The organism is Sneathiella sp. P13V-1, from assembly GCF_015143595.1.
Classification (GTDB): Bacteria; Pseudomonadota; Alphaproteobacteria; order Sneathiellales; family Sneathiellaceae; genus Sneathiella.
The window spans coordinates 38489-54269 of record NZ_WYEU01000003.1 but is presented as its reverse complement, the minus strand read 5'-3'; the positions used below and the strand labels follow the sequence as shown (position 1 = coordinate 54269).

Sequence of the window (15781 nt, the reverse complement as noted above, 5' to 3'; positions counted from 1 at the left end):
ATTGATCCCGCAATCGTGCAGACTCTATTTTTCAATTTGTTCCAGTTTTTCCTTCAAAGCGTGAATTTCCAACACTGCATCCGCCAGAAGGTTTCTCAGTCTCGCATTTTCTTCATCCGCTTGCCGAAGGCGGTTGATATCCCGGTCGAAGGAATTGCGGGCGCGCTTTCGCCACCTGTAAAGAGTTGCACGCGAAATCCCGTATTCAAAGGTAATTTCGTCAATGGTGAGCCCATTTTCCAGTTCTTGAAGGATCTCTTCAATTTCTTCGTTGGAGTGGTGTCGTTTTTCCATATCACTTTGTGCTCAACTACTCGGTTCATTAAGATTGATTATCAGGCTTCTTTCCCATTTCGGAGACAACAGATTGCAATGCTACTAAATTATCTGTGATTGAACTTCCCGCAATAAGCTCTTGTGAGGCTTTAGCCGCTGCGGCTGGGTCCGTGGTGAGTAACTGTCTTGATGCCGCGAGAGTAACTGCGTTATGTATGGTGTAACTGTGTTGCTGTTGAGCAATCACATTTTGCAGAGCCAGACCTATGCTGTGGGCCATTTGCTGGTATAGGATGCCAACAGCTTCCGCAGGGGCTTCGCCTATAACCTTCATGCTGGTCTGCGCTATGGCATCTGTGATTTGGCTGTTTACATAGGATTCTTCGGACATGCCGTTGCTCCTGACTCATTTAGATGGATGTGGGAACGAGTTGGTTATTTGCTTTTTGAACGACGTGACGAAGTGTCGTCATCACTTTCCCTGTTCTGACTTGCGGTTTTGACAACTGTCGGCTGTACAATTATTGGTGGTAGCTGGATTTCGCGGCGCCTCTGCTGTGGTTGTAAAATGAGCTGCAAATTCTGGGCAAGAGCCGCCAGATTGACGGTGTTGACATTCTGTTGGTTAGAAACAGCATTTTGCCAGGAGGTACCGACCGTGTGCGCCATGGTCTGATACAAAGTTCCCATGGAGTGGGCAGGTGCAAGACCGGTGAGTACCATATTTGACTGCGTAACCGCATCCGTGATTTGGCTGTTAACAGATTTCACCTGTTTATAACTATTGCTGTCGTCTTTGGTCATTTCTAACTCCGTTTGAAATGGTTGAATACCTGAACCTCACAGGTAAAGACGGGCTACCCAGGGGAAGTGTGAGGTTCAGGCGTATCCCTGATCTGACGGGCAAATCAGGGGATATTTGGTTTAGCCGCCGAAGCGCGGTGTGTTTGGATTTTCACGGTTGAACGCTGCCATAACACCTTTTAGGGAGGCCATGGATTCTGCGATCGGATTACCGCTCAGGATTTCCTGTGTCGCTTTTCCTGTTGTTGCAGTATCCAATGTGTAAAGTACAGTTACAGCACCTGTGACTACCGCGCTGTCGATTGAGTTTTTATGCTGCTGGTTAGCAACCATATTCTGCATACTCATACCTGTGCTTTGTGCCAGCATCTGATAGAGCATACCCATGGATTCTGCGGGTGCATCACCCAGTACTTTTACGTTTGATTGTGTCACACTGTCAGTGATCTGACTGTTCATCCAAGTATTTTCAGCCATAATGGCCCTCCTTTATGTAATGAAGAATGTGCTGTTAGGCTGTTAGATTAAAAACCGTTTGCCGCTGCCTGCAGCGCGCTTAAGGACTCAGCAACCGGATTGCCAGAAAGAACTTCCGATGTGGCTTTCGCTGCTGTTGATGCAGACAGGTTATAAAGTACACTTGTACCTTGTGTAGCTACTGCCAGATCAATGGTGGCAGCACTTTGCTGGTTAGAAACAGCATTTTGCATGCTGGCACCGACAACCTGACCAAATACCTGATAGGTATTGGCCATGGAAACGGCAGGGGCCTCGGCCAGGTTACTGACGTTGGCTTGTGTGATTGAATCTGTAATCTGTGAATTTACCGGGGTATCGCCTGGCATAATGTAACTCCTTAATAAGCGTTATGGGCTAGGGAAGGATGGTTAATCATCCTTGTCTTCTGCTTGTGACGATTTCAATTCACTGACAATCGCCTGTAGTGTCGAAAGAACTTCGTTGTTGCTCTCATCCACGAGCATATCCTTCACAGAACTGGCATCAGCTGCCGCATCCAGATTAAAAAGAAGGCTGATCCCTTGGGAAAGAATGGCGCTATCGATCGTGTTCATGTTCTGCTGATTGGCCACAGCATTTTGCATGGAAACACCAACTGATTGAGCCAGCAACTGATAAGCCGTTGCCATGGATTGGGCTGGTGCATTGCCCAGCACAGCCATATTGGATTGCGTAACCGCATCTGTAATTTGACTGTTCACCGGCGTATCTTTTGCCATAGGGGTCCTCCGTCTTTTCATGAAAGTGAACATCATCATGTGTTCAATTCGACAGCGGAAAGACGGAAGCCTTTGAGACTGTGTGAAAAAAAATGATGGGAATCCCATCTATGTCTTGCGAAACATCTCATTTTTCGCAGAACAAATTTGACAAAAAACATATAAAAAACATACAGTTGGCTTCAATCGGTGCAGGGTGAGAAGAGATGATTGCGAAAACAGACGAAGATATTGAAGGCTTGAAAGAAATCGGTGGGATTATTCGTCAGGTCCTTGACGAGATGGAACAAGCTGTTCGTCCTGGTATTACAACTCGCGATTTAGACGAAATTGCCGGCCGTATGTTTTCTGATCTTGGGGCTACGTCCGCACCGAAACTTGCTTATGACTTTCCGGGATACACCTGCATCAGTGTCCACAATGAAGCCGCCCATGGTATTCCCGGGGATCGCGTTCTTGAAGAAGGACAGTTGGTCAATATTGATGTGTCAGCTGAAAAAGGCGGGTATTGGGCTGATTCCGGCCGATCCATGCCTGTAGGGCGTGTTGCGAGTCACTTAACAGATCTATGTGACGCGACGAAGAAGGCACTGGATGCAGGCATTAATGCAGCCCGTGCTGGGAATGCTCTTAACATGATTGGCCGGGCAGTAGAGGGCCTAGCGACCAAACGGGGCTATCGGATTATTGACGGGCTGGTAGGTCATGGTGTTGGCAGCAATATTCATGAGCCGCCAGATGTTCATAATCGTTTTATGCCCAACCTGCGCTCTCCTTTGGTAGAAGGACTGGTGATAACCATTGAGCCATTTCTGACCAAAGGGGTTGGGCGCTACAAAGAAAGCGATGATGGGTGGACTTTGCTGACTTGGGATGGGTCCCCGTCTGCTCAATATGAGCACACGTTGATCATCACCAAAGGCGCGCCCATCATCGTTACTTGAACTGGGTTAACCCCCCATTTTTTTCACGATACTGTCCATGGCAACAGCGGTGGCAGCAATTGCATCTGCTGTAATACCGGCGATTTCCTGGCTGGTTTGCGCGGTGAGGGCAGTCGCTCCGGCATTGGTGACAGAGTTGAGACCAGTAACCGCTGCGGTTGTCTGAGAGTTTAACGCTTCAGTAATAGTCGCTGTTTGGGCGTTGTAACTCTCGCCTATCGTAGTTTTCTGGGCGCTTAAGACAGCTGCTTCAGCGTTTTTGAGGGCTGTGAGAACAGTTCCATTTGCGCTGTTAACGCTGTTGAGAACGTTGGAATTTACTGTCGCGTTGTTTAAGGCGAGTCCAGAAGAATGGGCAGCAAACTGGTATAAAAGGCCCATTGCAAAGGAAGGGGATTCTTCTACATTTCCCATCGCAGCTTTCATGTTTTGTGCAGCGTCTGGTGTTTTTTTATCGCTCATACACTATCCAATCTTTAAGCCGACGGTGTGTCAGTAGATGTATTCTGGGATGTGGTGTCGGCAGCAGGTGTTTGTTCCGTAGGCTGCCCCTTGCTGATTGCCATCATCTGTTCCCAGTATTTTAACCGGTCATTCATCGTGAGATTTTCAACTTGCCTGTTGAGGCCTTCCCACAACAGATTACCTGTGCCTGCACCGATCGCGGCGTTCCCCAGTATATTGAGGTGGTTTTGCGAGGTGACAGAGTTTTGTGCACCCACGCCAGCAGCTTGGGCCAGAGTGACATACATGGCGGCCATAGCCGTCGCCGCAGCGCTTCCTAGAACAATTTGATTTACATTTACAACAGATTCCGTAATCGGGTCCGTGTACTTAGTTGTGCTTTTATCAGGCATTTTGATGTCCTTCATTCCTGTAAAAAATACAGATAAAGGACGTTCTGGCGATCCGACTATGATAGTGAGCCCAAGTAACGGAAATGAGATTTAGAAATCTTCCTAGTGAGATTTATATATCCTACTAAGAGAAGAAAAATATAAAAAAACACTTTAAAGGGGAAATATGCAACCTAAATAACACATAGAATTTTTAATTACGCCAATATGGTGTTTGCGGGAGGGTGCACATTGCGGAACGTTAAGCGGGAGACATCTGTAACTCAAGATGTGTTTATTTCGGAAAATGAAAATGCTCCTATTCGTGCGATTGTATCTGAAAAAGAACAAAGCCGTGCTTTCTGGGCAGCTTGGAATGAGCATCGGGATTATTTGAGGCGGTTAAGCCTGATGTGGATGAATGTAAGTCATATGGATGCCGAGGATGCCTTAAGTCTGGCAACATTGCGAGCCCATGAGAAATACGCAGAACATGCTGAAAACATAAAGAATGAGCGTGCCTGGTTTGCGAGGCTTCTTCACAATATCTGTATTGATTTGCACCGATCCAACAAGCGTAGATTTCGGCTAAAGGAGAAAGTGAAGGAGGTTGTTGAGATTGATAACAGCCCCTTGGAGAATGTGGAGCTTTCCCCGGAAGGGGAGTTGATGAATACCGAGCTTGGCAAAGCCATATTGCTCGCAATTGATAAGCTACCTGCTAACCTACAAGCCCCCTTGGTTATGAGATTAATAGAGGGGGACGATTACAAAGTAATCGCAGAAAGGCTCAATATCAGTAATGACAATGCAAGAAAGCGTGTCCAGCAAGCGCGCTCCATATTGCGGCGCCAATTGGGGTCGCTCAGATAGTAGGACTACTTCTTAACGTGATAGGTGAGTGCGTGAAATAGAAAAGAAGAAATTAGATCCATTGGAATACTCTCGCCTTTTTTGAAAAGAATACCTCTATTTTTGTCAAAGGTTAGGTCAGTTTCGTGAGCGACCTTAAAGTCTTCAATGAGTGTGGTTTGGCATGGAACATAAATCCCATATTTCTGGTCTTTTTCTTTCCAGGCAAGGCGGACGGTTGTTCCGGTTCTCGGGGAGTGAGTAACATAACTTGGCTCTCCCCATTTCAGGCATTCAGTGATTTTTCCAACTGAGGGTTGCTCATCGGAGATTTGCAAGATCAAATCTCGGATTTTAAGCAGATTATTTGCTGCAAATTCCGGCATTTTTCCAAATACGGCTGAGATATCACTGTCCATGTCGATTTCACCTTCTTGTCATTAGGAAATGATGACGTGCTTTGGCACTCGTTTCAATTGGCAATTCTCGTGGTAAACGGAATTCGCAATTGCAGCATGATGCAACACGGGCCTTATAGAGAAATCTGTTTTGTTTTTTCTTGTTTGTTGCGCATATTTTAACTTGCTGAAATTAAAATATAAAAACCACCTTATGCAACTATGCGTTAGGCGCGGGGCTGCTTCCCATGAATAAAACTGGAATATTTGGTCAAATTCATGTAAGTAGCCAAATTGGTGCATTGCACAATAAGTGTTTCATTGAAGTAGGTAGGGTAAACTTTTGAAGGCAAATTCAAACTCACTCAGTTCCGTCGCAGATCGTTTTACACCTACGCGGCTAAAAACCGAGCTGTTGTCAGGATTGACAGTAGCGCTAGCTCTGGTCCCTGAAGCAGTTGCATTTGCGTTTGTTGCAGGTGTTCACCCTCTAGTTGGTCTATATGCCGCCTTTTTGGTCGGTTTAATCACAGCGTTAATTGGTGGTAGGCCAGGCATGATTTCAGGTGCGACAGGTGCTCTTGCAGTTGTGATGGTAAGCCTTGTGGCTGTTCATGGTGTTGAATATCTGTTTGCTACTGTAGTTTTGATGGGCATTTTGCAGATTCTGGCGGGCGTTTTCAAACTGGGTAAGTTTATCAGAATGGTTCCACACCCTGTGATGCTTGGCTTTGTGAACGGTCTGGCGATCGTTATTTTCCTTGCTCAAATCGGACAGTTTAAAGTGCAGGGCACAGATGGTGCGCTGGAATGGATGCAGGGAAGCAGCCTTTATATGATGCTTGGTTTGATTGCGCTTACCATGGCCATCATTTTTATTACTCCAAAAATAACTAAAGCGATTCCAGCTCCGTTGGTGGGCATCGGTGTCGTCTCCATATTAGTGATCTGGCTGGGACTTGATGCAAGAACCGTTGGAGATATGGCTTCGATCGCTGGTGGCCTTCCGGAGTTTCATATTCCTTCAGTTCCTGTAAATCTTGAAACACTTTGGATCATTTTGCCTTATGCCGTGATCTTGGCGGCGATTGGTTTGATTGAAAGCCTGCTGACACTGAACCTTGTTTGTGAAATGACTGACACAAGCGGCGGTGCGAGTAAAGAATGCGTGGCGCAAGGTGTCGCCAATACTGTGACCGGTTTCTTTGGTGGTATGGGCGGTTGCGCCATGATTGGTCAAAGCATGATTAACGTGACTTCTGGTGGCCGCGAGCGCCTTTCTGGTATTTCTGCAGCCCTGTTCCTTCTGGTTTTCATTCTGTTTGGAGCTCCACTTATTGAGCAGATCCCGCTTGCGGCGCTTGTCGGTGTGATGTTTATGGTGGTGATCGCAACCTTTGCTTGGTCCAGCTTACGTATCCTCAATAAAATCCCACGGACTGACGCGTTTGTATTGATCCTTGTATCTGGCGTTACGGTTATTAGTGACTTGGCGATTGCTGTTATTGTGGGTGTTATTGTGTCCGCATTGGTTTTCGCATGGGAAAGTGCGAAGAAAATACATGCGCGCACTGAAATTACCCAAACGGGCTCTAAGGTTTACAACATTGAAGGCCCGTTATTCTTTGGATCGGTCACCAGCTTTCAGGAGATTTTTGATCTTCGAAACGATCCGGACGATATTATTATCGACTTCCAAAACTCTCGTGTTGTGGATCATTCAGGCCTTCAGGCAATTGACAGTCTCGCTGAGAAATATAGCAATGCAGGTAAGCAGCTTCATATTCGCCACTTAAGTAAAGATTGCCGTGATCTATTGCATAAAGCGCGGAATATGGTCGAGATCTCTGTACTTGAAGACCCGCGTTACGGCGTGGCAGCAGACTACGAGAAGTAAATAATATTTACTTGCCTAATTTATGGACAAACAAAGTTGTTCCTGAAATATTAGGCAAGTATTCATATGCATAAATGCGCACTCAGCTATTGGGGAGACTTTAAATGGGTTTTATGGAAAACCTGAATGTTGAGGAACTTGCTCAACAACTGATGACGGTACTGACGACCTATGGTCTTGATGTGGTCGGTGCCATCATCATCCTGATTATCGGTAATATCATTTCCAAGATCATTCCGAATTCATTGACTAAAATGCTCAACAAACGCGGTGTTGACGTAACTGTTGTCAATTTCCTTGGATCTCTGACCAAGATGACAATTCTAATTATCACGCTGCTTTTGGTACTTGCACAGTTCGGTGTTCAAACAGCAAGTTTGATTGCGGTTCTTGGTGCCGCGGGCTTGGCAATTGGTTTGGCATTGCAGGGCACTTTGTCCAATGTTGCGGGCGGTGTGATGTTATTGTTCTTCCGTCCGATCCGCGTAGGAGATTTCGTGGAGGTTGCGGGGCATGCGGGAACTGTAAAAGCCGTCAACCTGTTCACAACTGAAATGGCCACTGGCGATAATATTCAGATCATTCTTCCAAATGCCACAGTGTGGGGAAGCGCGATCAAGAACTTCAGCTTCCATGATACACGCCGCGTAGATTTCCTGATGGGGATTTCCTACAACGACGACATCAACAAAGCCATGGAGGTTTTGCGCCGTCTCGTTGAAGCTGATGAGCGTAGCCTTAAAGACCCGGCTCCTGTGGTTGTTGTGTCAGAGTTGGGAGACAGTTCGGTGAACATCACTGTGCGCGTTTGGTGTAAGTCAGGCGACTATTGGGGAGTGAAGTTCGATTTGACGAAAGCCTTCAAGGAAGAGTTCGACAAAGAGAAGATCAGCATCCCTTATCCACATGTGCAAATGGTCAAAGACTAATTGCAGTTTTAGTGAACGAAAAGGCCTCCCAATGGAGGCCTTTTTTTATGGTTGATGCTCTTCGTCAAAATGGGGGGGCGTATGGATGATGCCATGTTTGCGCCAGAAGAACGCTCGTACATTAACAAGGAAGGCTGTGCTCCAGCCAAATAGCATAATGCCGCTCACGGCTTGCAGGGCGGCAGTTAGGCGCCACTTTTCCGATAAGGTAACATCGCCATAGCCAAGGGTTGTAAAAGTCACTGTAGAGAAATAAACAGCTTCTGAAAACTCAGTATGTTCACCTGCCAGATAGAAGAACATTGCCCAGATCCATGCTTCAATTGTGTGCGCCATAAAAAGACCCAGCACAACAACAATCATGATAAAAACATGTCCCACCTTAGGGAACTTGAGGTCCCATCTGGGGCCGCTTTGTTTTAACCGTCGAAGCAATAGCTCGAGACACAATGCGTGATTAATTACGCACAGAATAATTATCGCAGTTCCAGCAATGAGTTGAACGAGCATGTAGAAGCGCCTTTGATGGTTATTCTACATTGATAAGATAGGTAAAATGCCGGAAGGTCAACCTTCCGGCACGTTGTTTTTTAAGCCATTTCAAGTTGTTGCTGCGCGTCAGTGGAAATCATTTCTGCGGCTTTTTCGCCGATCATAATAGTTGGGGCGTTTGTATTGCCGCCAATAAGCGTTGGCATAATGGAGGCGTCTGCAATACGAAGCCCTTCCAATCCCCGCACCTTAAGTTGTGGATCGACGACGGCCATCTCATCAGTTCCCATCTTACAGCTGCCAACCGGGTGGTATACCGTATCCGCACGGTTTCTGAGCATTTCGATAATGGCCTCATCTGAGTCCAGATCCATCTCATACAGTGCTTTACCACGAATGCCTTCGAAAGCAGGGGCGCGTAAAATGCGTTCCATTTCTTTAACGCCTTTTAGCAGAACTTGAACATCATCCTCATGATCCAGAAAATTTGGATCAATACGCGGCGCATCCGAAGGATTGGCTGAATTGAGTTTTACCGTACCACGGCTTTTTGGGCGAAGTACGCAAGCATGGCAGCTAAAGCCATATCCAAGATTGGTTTTGCGCGCATGGTCGTCCAGCATGCCGATTACAAAGTGAAGTTGATAGTCTGGAATTTCCAGATTGGGGTCAGATTTCAAAAAAGCCCCTGTCTCCGCTGCGGTTGAGGTAAGCATACCCGTGCGTTCTTTACGCCATTGGCCGATTGCCTTGAATATGTCGACAGCACCACCGAGGGAAATCCCCATCGTCTCTTTGGAAGGGGAGCGATAAGCAGATACATAGTCGATATGATCCTGCAAGTTCTCCCCAACACCGGGCAGTTCATGCACAACTTCAATGCCATGAGGTTGGATGTCTTTCGCTGCGCCGATACCTGAGAGCAATAGGAGTTGCGGTGTCGCAAAAGCACCGCCCGCCAGAATGATTTCCTTACGTGCGCGGATCTCTTTTATTTTGCCATTATGTTTGAATTGAATGCCAACGGCTCGCTTGCCTTCTATAATGATTTTGGTTGCAGGTGCTTTGGTAATGACATCAAGGTTTTGACGATCAAGGTTCGGAGTTAGATAGCCTTTCGCGGCACTCCACCTTTCACCATTTTTTTGCGTCGTTTGATAATATCCAACGCCTTCCTGAGTAGCACCATTGAAATCATCGTTCATGGGCAATTGTAACTGGCGCGCAGCTTCCAGAAAGGTGTTGTTGATCCCCATAGGTGATCGCAGGTCTGCAACATTCAAAGGGCCGCCTGATCCATGAAAATCATCCCCACCGCGCTCGTTATTTTCGGCCTTTTTGAACAAAGGCAGGACGTCATCATAGGACCAGCCTTCATTGCCAAGAGAGGCCCAATGATCATAATCCCACTTATGTCCACGGACATATAGCATGGCGTTGATAGAACTAGACCCCCCTAGGGTTTTCCCTCTGGGTTGATATCCTTTGCGACCGTTTAGGCCTTTTTGTGGGACTGTTTCAAACGCCCAGTTATTGATTTTTCTCGGAAGCATGGCTGCCATTCCCAACGGGACGTGGATCAGAATGCTTTTGTCAGGTCCGCCCGCTTCAAGCAGACAAACGGTGTGGTCTGGATTTTCCGATAGACGACTAGCTACCACGGATCCGCCAGATCCGCCCCCTACGACAATATAATCGTACATGATGTTCCTCCCTTATTTTCCAATACAAGTATTGGTCCGGGAGCATTACTGGACGCAGTTCTTATTTTAATTTCTGCAGGTAATCACTACCGGTTACAAAAAGGGTAACCAAAGCTTTCTACCTTAGAAAGTAAAAAATGACCGTCGGTCAAAAATATATTAGTTTTAATTGCTATTCTTGCGGTTGATTTTCAGGGGCTGCATTTATGAAGGCTTCGAGCTTGTTGCAGGCGTCATATATGCTTCTGATCTTTGGGTAGTTAGCCATATCCAAATCAAACCGCAGCGCATTATAAACTTGCGGCACCAGATATAAATCAGCAAGCGTGATTTGGTTGCCAAAACAATACGGGGTGGCCTTTACCTGCGATTCCAAAGCTTTAAAGCCTTCATGAATCCAATGATGATACCATGTCATCTTTTCGTCTTCTGATACGCCCAAAGTACCCGTTAGATATTTCAAGATACGGAGGTTATCTACAGGGTGGATGTCATTTCCAATGATATTGCACCATTCACGCACGGTTGCAGCATCATATGGATTAGAGGGGAGAAGCGGATAGCTGTCACTGGTTGCTTCCAGATATTCCAGCATGGCAGTAGATTGATTAATAACCCGTCCATCATCCAGTTTTAGGGAAGGAACCAATCCTTGGGGATTTAGCTTCAGGTATGCATCACTTTTATGCTCTGCCTTCAGCAGATTAACTGTTGTCAGCTTATGGGGAATTTCTTTTAAGTTCAGTGCAATACGGACGCGATAAGCCGCGGAAGATCGAAAATAAGTGAAAAGTTCCATTAATATCCCCATTTATCAATAGGGTGCCCCGAAAGGCACCCTTGTTATTTATTTCGCTGGTAGAACCGTGCCTGCACATTCACCAAAGCCAATACGAACCGGTTGATCAGATTTACAGAAACCCTTCACAACAACCGTGTCACCGTCTTCGAGGAAAGTGCGAGTTTCGCCATTTGGTAATGTGATCGGGTTTTTACCGCCGCTTGTAAGTTCAATCATAGCGCAGGCTTCACTTGCATCTGGGCCAGACATTGTACCTGTTGCCATCAAGTCACCCGCCTGCATGTTGCAGCCACCAACTGTGTGGTGTGTCATCATCTGCGCAATAGTCCAGTAGCTGTATTTCATGTTGGAGGTGGCAAGAGAGACCGCAGCTTCTCCTGCATTTCTCATTTTCTCGGTTTGAAGAAGAACTTCCAGCTCGATATCCAGGCCACCTTTTGCAGAATTCTCATCTGATGTCAGATAAGGCAATGGTTGTGGGTCATCTGCAGGATGAGAGAAGGCAACACGATAGGGTGCCAGCGCTTCCATTGTCACAATCCAAGGTGAGATGGTTGAGGCGAAGTTTTTGGCAAGAAACGGTCCAAGTGGCTGATATTCCCAACCTTGGATGTCGCGAGCGGACCAGTCATTGAAAAGGCACATGCCGAATACATGGTCTTCTGCGTCTTCAATGCTGACACTTTCACCAATATCATTGCCTTTACCGACGAAAGCTCCCATTTCCAATTCGAAATCAAGGCGCTTACATGGCCCAAAAGACGGTTCCGCAGCATCTGGTGCTTTGGTCTGTCCTTTTGGACGCGGGAATGATTGACCGGATACACCAATGGAAGACGACCGACCATGATATCCAATTGGGATCCATTTGTAGTTTGGAAGAAGTGGATTGTCCGGGCGGAATAGCGCGCCGATATTTGTCGCGTGGTGAACAGACGCATAGAAATCTGTGTAGTCAGGGATGTGACACGGATTTCCATATTCAACATCACTTTGCGCCACCAGACAGGCTTCCATAGCGGTTTGCTGTTCCGAACCTTCAGCCAAGGCGCCAGACAATGCCGCGCGAAGGGCTGACCACGCTTCTTTACCCATTGCCATGAAGGTGTTTAGTTTTTCATTTGCAGCGGCATCAACAGCGTCTTTCGCCAAACCGTCAAACAAGCCGGCTTCTGAGACAGCTTTCAGGTCAACGATTTGATCACCAATGGCGACGCCGCCACGGAAACCTTTACCACCTGTTGTTTCGTTGAAGCTGGCAAAAGGCAGGTTTTGAATAGGAAAGTCAGTCTTTCCATCATTTGCAGATTGTACCCAACTTTTTAATGAAGGGTTGTGAGTTTCATTAAGTGTGCTTTGTGTCATTTTGGGTATCTTCTATGGTTTGAAGTGTTTTTTGAGGCCGTCCCAACAGGATGAATATCCAAGCTGGCGAGTGTCAGAATTAAGCGCATATTCAGAAAGTTTATAGGCGTAACGGGATTCCAGCATAAAGGCCATGGTGTCCTTGTACCGCTCAGGGCCCAATTCTGCGTTGCTTGCTTTTTCAAAAACAGCTGCCTCAGGACCGTGTGGGGACATGGCATTGTGTAGACTACATCCACCTGGGACGAAACCTTCTTCTTTCGCATCATATGTGCCTTCAATGAGGCCCATGAATTCGCTCATCACGTTGCGATGGTAATAAGGTGGGCGGAAAGTATCTTCAGCCACCATCCAGCGCGGTGGGAAGATCACGAAATCCAGATTAGCAACACCAATCTCACCTGAAGGAGAGGTTAGCACTGTGAAGATTGAAGGATCCGGATGATCGTAGCTCACCGTGTTCATCACATTGAAGCGGGAAAGATCATATTTGTAAGGGGCGGAGTTCCCCACCCACGCCACTACATCCAGTGGTGAATGATCCAGTTCGCAACTGTATAGATTGCCACCAAACTTGGTGATCAGTTCATACTCACCTTCTGCATCTTCATAGGCTGCAACCGGATACTGGAAATCCCGATCATTTGCATAACCATTTGCACCAACGGGTCCACGCTCTGGCAGCTCAAGCAGTGCACCGTAATTCTCAGCAACATAACCACGCGCAGGGCCATCAAGCAGATCAACGCGGAATTTCATGCCGCGCGGAATGACACAGATTTCGCCAGATTGAATATTTAACTGACCGCACTCGGTCTTAACAGCAAGGGATCCCATTTCCGGGATGATGAGAAGCTCTCCGTCCGCTGTCGTGAAGTGTCGGTTGCCCATGCTTGCAGTGGCGCGATAGATATGAATACCGAGACCTGATTGCCCATCGGCGCTGCCATTTGCAGCAATGGTAACCAGACCATCCACAAAATCCACATCCCCTTCGGGAAGATCTTGCGCATCCCACCGCATCATATCTGGCGGAGTAACAGCCTCCGTAATTGGTGCCGTCCGGATGGAGGCATTGCCATTGTAAAGCTGATACGCCCCTTGCGAGACAGAAGGACGGATCCGGTACATCCATGTCCGCCGGTTTTTGGCCCTTGGCGCCGTAAAGGCGGTGCTGCTGAACTGTTCAGCATATAATCCATAGGCCACTTTTTGCGGGCTGAACTGCCCTACAGGAAGGGCGCCCGGCAAAGCCTCGGTTTCGTGCTCATTGTCGAAACCGTTCATATATTCCAGAGTATTATCCATCACCTTGATACTCGTTGGTTATTTGATACTGATCTAGAGTTTCTCCAGGTCGGAAGCAATTTCGATGGCTTCCGACAAGGTTTTTCCGTCACCGATATGATTTGCCAATAGCAAAACAAGCCGTGCGTTTAACCGCTCACTGTCTTGCGTATTCAGCGTTCTGTGGGCTTCGGTCAGAGCCGCATAAAAAGCATCCGCATCTTCGAAATTTGGTTCTGTATTCAGAAATTCTGTGCTCATGACTTATTCTCCTACTGAATACCCAGTGAATGTTTGAGGGCACCTTCAAGCTCTGATACTTCAGGGTTTACAAAATAGGCGGCGATATATTGGTCTGGGCGGATGAGATAAACAGCACCCGGTTTCAGGTCATACCGATCGGTCATAAAGCCTTTTTCATCATTGATGATGTTATCGCCGGTGGCACTGCCTCGAACCTCAAGAACATCCATGTCAGAGGACAGGTTCTTGTAGGCGTCGATTTGTGCGTCAGTCATTCCTTCTGGATTGATAAGGGCCACAAAGCGGTTGCCCAAGATATCCATAAGCCAGGTATCGTTACCATCCACTTTAACAGGGGCGTCTGGTGCGACAAATCCCGGCGCAGCCCCATCTGTTTCTGCATGAATGATCAGGTCAGATGTCAGGTAATCGCAAGGCAGGCTTAAGCGTCCACTATTTACCAAACTACGGGCAAATGGATATTTCTCCGCAAGGCGAAGTGTTTCATCGCGGAAAGTCCGGCTAATATCGTTCTTTGGCGTGATGAAATCAGTGGCACGGGTTGAGTTCAGAATGTTTTCAGCCGCGCCATGAACACGTTCCGTATTGTAGGTTTCAAGCAATGAAGCTGGAGCTTCGTCTTTCAGAACCCTCGCAAGTTTCCAGGCGAGGTTTTCTACAGCCTGAATACCGCCATTTGCACCTCGGGCACCAAACGGGGATACCTGATGAGCTGCGTCACCCATAAAGATCACGCGATCTTGAATAAAGTTATCCATTCGGCGGCATTTGAAGGTGTAGACGCTGGCCCATTCCAGTTCAAACTCGACATCTTCCCCCAGCATCTGTTGAATGCGTGGGCGGATATTCTCTTCTTTTTTCTCTTCTTCCGGATCCGCGTCCCAGCCTAGCTGGAAGTCAATGCGCCATACATTATCGGCTTGTTTGTGCAGAAGAACAGATTGATTTGGGTGGAAAGGAGGGTCGAACCAGAACCAACGTTCTGTTGGGAAGTCCGCCTTCATCACTACATCGGCAATGAGGAAGCGGTCGTGGAATTCCTGTCCCTTGCTTTCCAGACCCAGCATCGTGCGAATACTGCTGTTGGCGCCATCTGCAACCAGCAGGTAGTCGCAGGTTAAAGTATAGCTGCCGTCGGGTGTTTCCACCTCAATCATCGTGACATCTGCATTGGTTTCTACAGAAGTCACCTTACTTTTCCAGCGAAGGTCAATTTCGGAAAACTCCATGGCACGATCGACCATATATTCTTCGAAATAGTATTGTTGCAGATTGATAAAGGCGGGCAACTTATGACCATCTTCTGCCAGCAAATCAAAATCATAGATCTGCTTTTCCTTGAAGAAGACTTTACCTTTCTTCCAGGTGACACCTTTCTCAATCATCGGTGCCGCGCAGCCATAACGATCCAGAATTTCCAATGTCCGTTTTGAAAAACAAATGGCGCGTGATCCAACACTTACCGTGTTGTTGTCGTCCAGCACAACGGATTTGATACCCTGTACAGCAAGGTCAAGGGCTGCGGCCAAACCACAAGGGCCAGCGCCAATGATAATCACAGGATGATGAACCGGATTATTTGCGGTGAGATCAGAGGACGGAATATAATCATATTCCGGGTTGGTGTATGTTTTTAGCATCGCCAGTTACCCTTATTGACCAGATAGCTGTTGCAACATGCAGGCCGCAGACAG

At 47.1% G+C, this 15781-nt stretch carries 20 protein-coding genes; 4 read left to right on the top strand and 16 right to left on the bottom strand.

Translation table 11 applies throughout. The annotated features are described in order from the left end of the window. Window positions 1–24: 24 nt before the first annotated feature. From GUA87_RS13395 to GUA87_RS13370, 6 genes are all read right to left on the bottom strand, one after another. Window positions 25–294 (bottom strand): transposase, encoded by a 270-nt coding sequence (locus GUA87_RS13395; protein WP_193717111.1) that lies wholly within the window; start codon window positions 292–294, stop codon window positions 25–27. A 28-nt stretch (window positions 295–322) separates the two neighbouring features. Next, entirely contained in the window at window positions 323–667 is a 345-nt protein-coding gene (locus GUA87_RS13390; RefSeq protein ID WP_193717110.1) for a RebB family R body protein, read from the bottom strand. A 44-nt stretch (window positions 668–711) separates the two neighbouring features. Next, window positions 712–1080, bottom strand: a complete 369-nt coding sequence (locus GUA87_RS13385; protein WP_193717109.1) for a RebB family R body protein — start codon at window positions 1078–1080, stop codon at window positions 712–714. Between the two features lie 120 nt (window positions 1081–1200). Then, window positions 1201–1557, bottom strand: a complete 357-nt coding sequence (locus tag GUA87_RS13380) for a RebB family R body protein (protein ID WP_193717108.1) — start codon at window positions 1555–1557, stop codon at window positions 1201–1203. 47 nt (window positions 1558–1604) lie between these two features. Then, window positions 1605–1925 (bottom strand): RebB family R body protein, encoded by a 321-nt coding sequence (locus GUA87_RS13375; RefSeq protein WP_193717107.1) that lies wholly within the window; start codon window positions 1923–1925, stop codon window positions 1605–1607. Between the two features lie 42 nt (window positions 1926–1967). Beyond that, on the bottom strand, window positions 1968–2318 hold the full coding sequence (locus tag GUA87_RS13370) for a RebB family R body protein (protein ID WP_193717106.1): 351 nt from the start codon (window positions 2316–2318) through the stop codon (window positions 1968–1970). Window positions 2319–2524: 206 nt separating this feature from the next. On the opposite strand from GUA87_RS13370, the gene map reads away from it, so the two are divergent. Continuing rightward, window positions 2525–3262 carry a type I methionyl aminopeptidase gene (map, locus tag GUA87_RS13365; RefSeq protein WP_193717105.1) on the top strand — a complete coding sequence of 246 codons (738 nt, stop codon included), beginning with the start codon at window positions 2525–2527 and terminating at the stop codon, window positions 3260–3262. Window positions 3263–3268: 6 nt separating this feature from the next. Here the strand turns inward: map and GUA87_RS13360 are convergent, their stop codons facing one another. After that, window positions 3269–3724, bottom strand: a complete 456-nt coding sequence (locus GUA87_RS13360; protein WP_193717104.1) for a RebB family R body protein — start codon at window positions 3722–3724, stop codon at window positions 3269–3271. Window positions 3725–3738: 14 nt separating this feature from the next. Next, entirely contained in the window at window positions 3739–4119 is a 381-nt protein-coding gene (locus tag GUA87_RS13355) for a RebB family R body protein (protein ID WP_193717103.1), read from the bottom strand. A gap of 231 nt (window positions 4120–4350) precedes the next feature. Between GUA87_RS13355 and GUA87_RS13350 the strand changes: the two genes are divergently transcribed. After that, the gene (locus tag GUA87_RS13350; RefSeq protein ID WP_193717102.1) at window positions 4351–4971 is read left to right on the top strand and encodes an RNA polymerase sigma factor; all 621 of its coding nucleotides are present in this window, start codon (window positions 4351–4353) and stop codon (window positions 4969–4971) included. A gap of 5 nt (window positions 4972–4976) precedes the next feature. On the opposite strand, the gene GUA87_RS13345 is transcribed toward GUA87_RS13350, so the two are convergent. Further along, the gene (locus tag GUA87_RS13345) at window positions 4977–5369 is read right to left on the bottom strand and encodes a DUF1801 domain-containing protein (protein WP_193717101.1); all 393 of its coding nucleotides are present in this window, start codon (window positions 5367–5369) and stop codon (window positions 4977–4979) included. A gap of 391 nt (window positions 5370–5760) precedes the next feature. Between GUA87_RS13345 and GUA87_RS13340 the strand changes: the two genes are divergently transcribed. Further along, a complete protein-coding gene (locus GUA87_RS13340) occupies window positions 5761–7245 on the top strand; it encodes a SulP family inorganic anion transporter (RefSeq protein WP_193717494.1) in 1485 nt (494 codons plus the stop codon). A 104-nt stretch (window positions 7246–7349) separates the two neighbouring features. Then, complete coding sequence (locus GUA87_RS13335; RefSeq protein ID WP_227711998.1) at window positions 7350–8174, top strand: mechanosensitive ion channel family protein; 825 nt, start codon at window positions 7350–7352, stop codon at window positions 8172–8174. 45 nt (window positions 8175–8219) lie between these two features. On the opposite strand, the gene GUA87_RS13330 is transcribed toward GUA87_RS13335, so the two are convergent. The 7 genes from GUA87_RS13330 to GUA87_RS13300 all read right to left on the bottom strand — a co-directional run bounded on the left by GUA87_RS13330 (window position 8220) and on the right by GUA87_RS13300 (window position 15727). Beyond that, window positions 8220–8537 (bottom strand): potassium channel family protein, encoded by a 318-nt coding sequence (locus tag GUA87_RS13330; protein ID WP_227711996.1) that lies wholly within the window; start codon window positions 8535–8537, stop codon window positions 8220–8222. A gap of 227 nt (window positions 8538–8764) precedes the next feature. Then, window positions 8765–10369 (bottom strand): GMC family oxidoreductase, encoded by a 1605-nt coding sequence (locus tag GUA87_RS13325; RefSeq protein WP_193717099.1) that lies wholly within the window; start codon window positions 10367–10369, stop codon window positions 8765–8767. Between the two features lie 172 nt (window positions 10370–10541). Beyond that, on the bottom strand, window positions 10542–11168 hold the full coding sequence (gene maiA, locus GUA87_RS13320; RefSeq protein ID WP_193717098.1) for a maleylacetoacetate isomerase: 627 nt from the start codon (window positions 11166–11168) through the stop codon (window positions 10542–10544). Between the two features lie 48 nt (window positions 11169–11216). After that, complete coding sequence (gene fahA, locus GUA87_RS13315) at window positions 11217–12536, bottom strand: fumarylacetoacetase (RefSeq protein ID WP_193717097.1); 1320 nt, start codon at window positions 12534–12536, stop codon at window positions 11217–11219. Between the two features lie 12 nt (window positions 12537–12548). Continuing rightward, entirely contained in the window at window positions 12549–13844 is a 1296-nt protein-coding gene (hmgA, locus tag GUA87_RS13310; protein WP_193717492.1) for a homogentisate 1,2-dioxygenase, read from the bottom strand. A gap of 33 nt (window positions 13845–13877) precedes the next feature. After that, the gene (locus GUA87_RS13305; RefSeq protein WP_193717096.1) at window positions 13878–14084 is read right to left on the bottom strand and encodes a DUF2783 domain-containing protein; all 207 of its coding nucleotides are present in this window, start codon (window positions 14082–14084) and stop codon (window positions 13878–13880) included. A gap of 11 nt (window positions 14085–14095) precedes the next feature. Beyond that, entirely contained in the window at window positions 14096–15727 is a 1632-nt protein-coding gene (locus tag GUA87_RS13300; RefSeq protein WP_193717095.1) for an FAD-dependent oxidoreductase, read from the bottom strand. Window positions 15728–15781 lie beyond the last annotated feature (54 nt).

What these genes read in the sequence shown, in the direction of transcription:
- GUA87_RS13395 (WP_193717111.1), bottom strand. Translation starts at nt 294, where the DNA reads ATGGAAAAACGACACCACTCCAACGAAGAAATTGAAGAGATCCTTCAA.
- GUA87_RS13390 (WP_193717110.1), bottom strand. Translation starts at nt 667, where the DNA reads ATGTCCGAAGAATCCTATGTAAACAGCCAAATCACAGATGCCATAGCG.
- GUA87_RS13385 (WP_193717109.1), bottom strand. Translation starts at nt 1,080, where the DNA reads ATGACCAAAGACGACAGCAATAGTTATAAACAGGTGAAATCTGTTAAC.
- GUA87_RS13380 (WP_193717108.1), bottom strand. Translation starts at nt 1,557, where the DNA reads ATGGCTGAAAATACTTGGATGAACAGTCAGATCACTGACAGTGTGACA.
- GUA87_RS13375 (WP_193717107.1), bottom strand. Translation starts at nt 1,925, where the DNA reads ATGCCAGGCGATACCCCGGTAAATTCACAGATTACAGATTCAATCACA.
- GUA87_RS13370 (WP_193717106.1), bottom strand. Translation starts at nt 2,318, where the DNA reads ATGGCAAAAGATACGCCGGTGAACAGTCAAATTACAGATGCGGTTACG.
- map (WP_193717105.1), top strand. Translation starts at nt 2,525, where the DNA reads ATGATTGCGAAAACAGACGAAGATATTGAAGGCTTGAAAGAAATCGGT.
- GUA87_RS13360 (WP_193717104.1), bottom strand. Translation starts at nt 3,724, where the DNA reads ATGAGCGATAAAAAAACACCAGACGCTGCACAAAACATGAAAGCTGCG.
- GUA87_RS13355 (WP_193717103.1), bottom strand. Translation starts at nt 4,119, where the DNA reads ATGCCTGATAAAAGCACAACTAAGTACACGGACCCGATTACGGAATCT.
- GUA87_RS13345 (WP_193717101.1), bottom strand. Translation starts at nt 5,369, where the DNA reads ATGGACAGTGATATCTCAGCCGTATTTGGAAAAATGCCGGAATTTGCA.
- GUA87_RS13335 (WP_227711998.1), top strand. Translation starts at nt 7,350, where the DNA reads ATGGGTTTTATGGAAAACCTGAATGTTGAGGAACTTGCTCAACAACTG.
- GUA87_RS13330 (WP_227711996.1), bottom strand. Translation starts at nt 8,537, where the DNA reads ATGATTGTTGTTGTGCTGGGTCTTTTTATGGCGCACACAATTGAAGCA.
- GUA87_RS13325 (WP_193717099.1), bottom strand. Translation starts at nt 10,369, where the DNA reads ATGTACGATTATATTGTCGTAGGGGGCGGATCTGGCGGATCCGTGGTA.
- maiA (WP_193717098.1), bottom strand. Translation starts at nt 11,168, where the DNA reads ATGGAACTTTTCACTTATTTTCGATCTTCCGCGGCTTATCGCGTCCGT.
- fahA (WP_193717097.1), bottom strand. Translation starts at nt 12,536, where the DNA reads ATGACACAAAGCACACTTAATGAAACTCACAACCCTTCATTAAAAAGT.
- hmgA (WP_193717492.1), bottom strand. Translation starts at nt 13,844, where the DNA reads ATGGATAATACTCTGGAATATATGAACGGTTTCGACAATGAGCACGAA.
- GUA87_RS13305 (WP_193717096.1), bottom strand. Translation starts at nt 14,084, where the DNA reads ATGAGCACAGAATTTCTGAATACAGAACCAAATTTCGAAGATGCGGAT.
- GUA87_RS13300 (WP_193717095.1), bottom strand. Translation starts at nt 15,727, where the DNA reads ATGCTAAAAACATACACCAACCCGGAATATGATTATATTCCGTCCTCT.